Source organism: uncultured Campylobacter sp. (genome assembly GCF_938018145.1).
Classification (GTDB): Bacteria; Campylobacterota; Campylobacteria; order Campylobacterales; family Campylobacteraceae; genus Campylobacter_A.
Window position 1 is genome coordinate 1 of sequence record NZ_CALIII010000102.1, and the last position, 3,780, is coordinate 3,780.

Below are 3,780 nucleotides of genomic sequence, written 5' to 3' on the forward strand. Positions count from 1 at the left end.
ATTTGTGAGAGCTATTGGAAGTAAGGCATTTTCATACATATCGCAATGTAATGATTCAATGACGCTTAAAATCTCATGTAAATTAGGGATGTCATTTTCATCAGGATTCTTTTTTAAATCTTTAACTGGTAAGGATGCTACATACATTTGACCAAATTTAGTTTTATGCATTCGGATCGTTAAATTTCCAAATTTTAGAAGTCGAACTCTCGCGACTCATTACGAATTTTTCCGCAAATTTGCCGAAAAAATGATACCCCGATCCAGCCTGCGCTATCACGTCCAAAAGCTCGTCCGAATGCGTAGTATAAACGCCGCCCACATGACTCACGCCCCTATCAAAAAGAGCCTTAGGCGACATCGAAATGGTTGGACCTACGACGATGACTTCGGCCCCGCTCTTTTTTAGACTCAAGATCTCCTCCAGCGTGTCGTTTAGTAGCGTGACGCCGGTTATGATGAGATTATCGGCTGCCCTGATCGCGTCCGCGGCGCATTCTTGCGGGATAAAATACTTAAGCTCATCGCCTTTTAGCGCGCTCTTATCAAGCTCCAAAATGCGAAAATCCAGGCCGTTTTTCATCATAAATTTGATGTAAGGCACCAGTGCACCCACGATCACGCTAAACGAGCTGCGATTGATAGCTAACTTATCAAAAGGATCGGCCTTAAATTTGGTCGCATACGGACTACCGGAGCGCTCATAACACGTCTGCGAAAGCGCGTTTAGGGCGGCTACGGCGATGGTTTTTTTGATAGGGCTATCGCTAGATAAATCTTTTAGAAGAGTTTTTACGTTTTTGCCGCAGATGTTGCCGGAATTTGGCATTACCGCGGCTTGCGACGGACAGCAAACGGCCTGCGGAAAGGACTTTAGCGGGGTGTAGCTCACGCCGCAAACGCCATTACTTAGCTTTACGCCCGTAAAAAATAGTCCAACCACAACGCGCTGCACGTTTAAATTTTTTATTTCGTCGCCTAAATTTTCATAAATTTGGCTTAGGGTGTCGTTTAAAATTTGACCCACGGCAATCTCCTTTCGGCTATGCAAGTAGTTAAATTTTATGAAAATTTTACAGCAAAATATTTTAAATTATATTAATCTATGTCAGATTTTATCTAAAGTAGGTAGCATACTGTAAAATTTATCCAAATTTAGTACTAAAAATTTAAAAGTAGATCAAATCAACATATGATAAAACAGATTGTATTGTGGAAATGGATTTAAGAATTTTTAGATGGTGCGGATGAAAGGACTTGAAAAAATACGCCGCAGATTTATTAAGGATTATATAAGTTTGTATAGTCCTAAAATACGATATTTTAAGCTGATTATAACTTTTTTAGAATTATAATTCTATCGCCAAATGGGTTACCCAGTGGGTTACCCAAAGCGGCGCAAAGGATTTTAAAAAGGACTCAAATGTCAATCAGTCTAAGCGAATACAAAAAGACGAAAATTCCAAATATATACGTGAGTAAAAATTATACGAATAAATTTTTATTCAGAAAAAGAAGTAGCGATGGAAAGCGAGCCACTAAGGTAGTAGAAATAGCCGTAAGAGAAAAATGGACTGGGCGAGAATATTTGCAAGAAGCTATGGCAGTTTTTGCCGAATGGGCAAAAAGCAAAGATATGGCGGTATCTGCCGCTTCCAGGATCCAGCCAAACATCAAAGTTAAGCAGCTTTGGGATTTATATATGGAAACTAGAGCCAAAACCAAAGCTACGACTGGGCTAGCGGCGATGTTTAACAATCATATCAAAAACAACTCTCTAGGCTCGCTGGCGATAGAAAAGGTAACGCTTGACCATATTCAAATTTTTTATAACTCCATGCGAAACAAGGGACTATCGCCAAAAACATACAACAAAACGATAAAAGAAATTTTACGCCCTATGTTTAAGTACGCGCTTATTCATAGGGCTCTAGCTTTCGAGCCGACGTTTGGTTTAAAGCTTGATAAGATCGAGAAAAAATCAAAAGTCATCAATTGCTCGAATAAGCTCAGAAATTTATTTTCCGCCATTAATGAACTTTACGCCGACGACGTTTTTTATTGGACGCTTTTTGCCCTGATTTTTACAGGCAGGCGAAAGTCCGAAATTTTAAACTTAAAATGGAAAAACATAAATTTCAACAACAACACTATACTTTTAGAGAGGACGAAAAACTCTAACGACTATATCGTAGCTATCCCAAATTTTATAGCATCCAAACTACAAGAGATACCGAGAATAGCTGAGCTGGTATTTGCTAGTCCCGTAAGCGGCGAGACGATAGTTAATCTAGACAGACAAGTTAAAAAAATCAGAGAACTCTCAGGAGTTGAGAATTTTCACCTACACATGGCGAGAGATATAGTAGTCGGCGCTCTTGCGGAAGCTAGCGCGGATATCCATACGATGTCGGGCACTTTACTACACGAAGAACTAGCGACCCTGCAACACTATCTAGGCGTCGATACTTACAAAGCGACCCAGAAAAGCTCGCAAGTGATAGAAAATTTAGTAGCCACTAAAAGATTGGAACAGAAATAGTTTTCAAGTTAAAGCCAGTGCTGCCTGCTTCTTGGTTTATAAATTGTGTTTGCGCGAGGCAAATTTTGACCTCGCTTTTTTTGTTAGTTCAGTGCGATATTTAGCTGCTTTAGTCCCAATGCTTTTGCGTATTTGATTATCGTCTGAAATTTAAAATCTCCGCTCGCGCTTTCTAGTCTAGCTAGATTGGACTGTTTCATGCCCATCCTCTCCGCTAGCTGCGACTGCGTCAGTCCGCTTTTTATTCTAGCTTTTATCAACTCGCTTTTTAGTTCGTATTCGGGCATCAGGGCTTCGTATTCAGCTCTAAATTCATCGTTTTTCATCATTTCATTAAATACGTCGTCAAATTTTACTTCAGGCATTTTTTAACTCCTTTAATCTATTTCTGGCGATATCTAGTTCTTTCTGAGGTATTTTATCGCTTTTCTTTACAAACACGTGCAATATATAAATGCGTCTACCGGTCATATAGCAAAACATTCCTCTGCCTATACCCTCCGCACCCTTGGCTCTTATCTCAAAAAGCCCGTCGCCTAGGCTTTTAGTTTGTGGTTCACCGACTTGGTTGCCATAAAGACGCAAGAGCTTAAATATATGAGTCATATTGGCGGAAATCTTAGGAGGTAGAGCTTTAAACTCTTCAGCTACTCGGTCATCCAAAAATGTAATTTCCCACAAACTTTATCCTTTGGACGGATTATATCATAAAAGATATTAAACTTTTTTGTAAATTTGTCTAAGCATCCGACCGCTCCTCTGGCACCACAAAACAAAAAACAGTAAATTATCTTTTGGTGAACCGACTTTTTGCTGGACTTAAGGCTTGTAACATGCTAGGATGGATACAAAATTTTGTAAAAGGGAAAAAATGCAAATAAATCCTTGTCAAAAAAAATTTATAACGCCCGTGGAATTTGAAGCTCTCTTTAGTGTCGGTACTGATGCCCAATCGATTTGGAGATCTAAGGGTATATTACCATACATAAAGCTAGGCGGTAGAAAAGTTCTATACGATAGAGAAAAGATAGAAAAATGGATTGCAAAACACGAAGTAGGCACAGATCAAAGCTCATGCGTTTTAGATGCCGAGCTCATTTAATCGCGTTTATGGAATTTGCAGGGTTTTCGCGTGAAAATAAACGGTTATGAAATAGTCGTTAGTGCTTTATCTGACAACCTAAATTCCCAGAAGGCCGTCGGTAGAATGGCGCATATTTTAAGGGAAGCAAAGCAGA

5 protein-coding genes are annotated in these 3,780 nt (G+C 39.4%); 2 read left to right on the forward strand and 3 right to left on the reverse strand.

The window, feature by feature from the left end:
* Positions 1–163 precede the first annotated feature (163 nt).
* Complete coding sequence (locus Q0338_RS02215; RefSeq protein ID WP_298085334.1) at positions 164–1,027, reverse strand: DUF364 domain-containing protein; 864 nt, start codon at positions 1,025–1,027, stop codon at positions 164–166.
* A 396-nt stretch (positions 1,028–1,423) separates the two neighbouring features.
* Between Q0338_RS02215 and Q0338_RS02220 the strand changes: the two genes are divergently transcribed.
* Positions 1,424–2,542: a tyrosine-type recombinase/integrase gene (locus tag Q0338_RS02220; RefSeq protein ID WP_298085335.1), complete on the forward strand. Its 1,119-nt coding sequence runs from the start codon at positions 1,424–1,426 to the stop codon at positions 2,540–2,542.
* A gap of 83 nt (positions 2,543–2,625) precedes the next feature.
* On the opposite strand, the gene Q0338_RS02225 is transcribed toward Q0338_RS02220, so the two are convergent.
* Both Q0338_RS02225 and Q0338_RS02230 read right to left on the reverse strand, forming a co-directional pair.
* The gene (locus Q0338_RS02225; RefSeq protein ID WP_103641294.1) at positions 2,626–2,907 is read right to left on the reverse strand and encodes a helix-turn-helix transcriptional regulator; all 282 of its coding nucleotides are present in this window, start codon (positions 2,905–2,907) and stop codon (positions 2,626–2,628) included.
* On the reverse strand, positions 2,900–3,223 hold the full coding sequence (locus Q0338_RS02230) for a type II toxin-antitoxin system RelE/ParE family toxin (RefSeq protein WP_298085336.1): 324 nt from the start codon (positions 3,221–3,223) through the stop codon (positions 2,900–2,902). Before Q0338_RS02230 ends, Q0338_RS02225 begins: the two co-directional genes overlap by 8 nt.
* 160 nt (positions 3,224–3,383) lie before the next feature.
* Between Q0338_RS02230 and Q0338_RS02235 the strand changes: the two genes are divergently transcribed.
* The gene (locus Q0338_RS02235; protein WP_298085337.1) at positions 3,384–3,644 is read left to right on the forward strand and encodes a hypothetical protein; all 261 of its coding nucleotides are present in this window, start codon (positions 3,384–3,386) and stop codon (positions 3,642–3,644) included.
* Positions 3,645–3,780 lie beyond the last annotated feature (136 nt).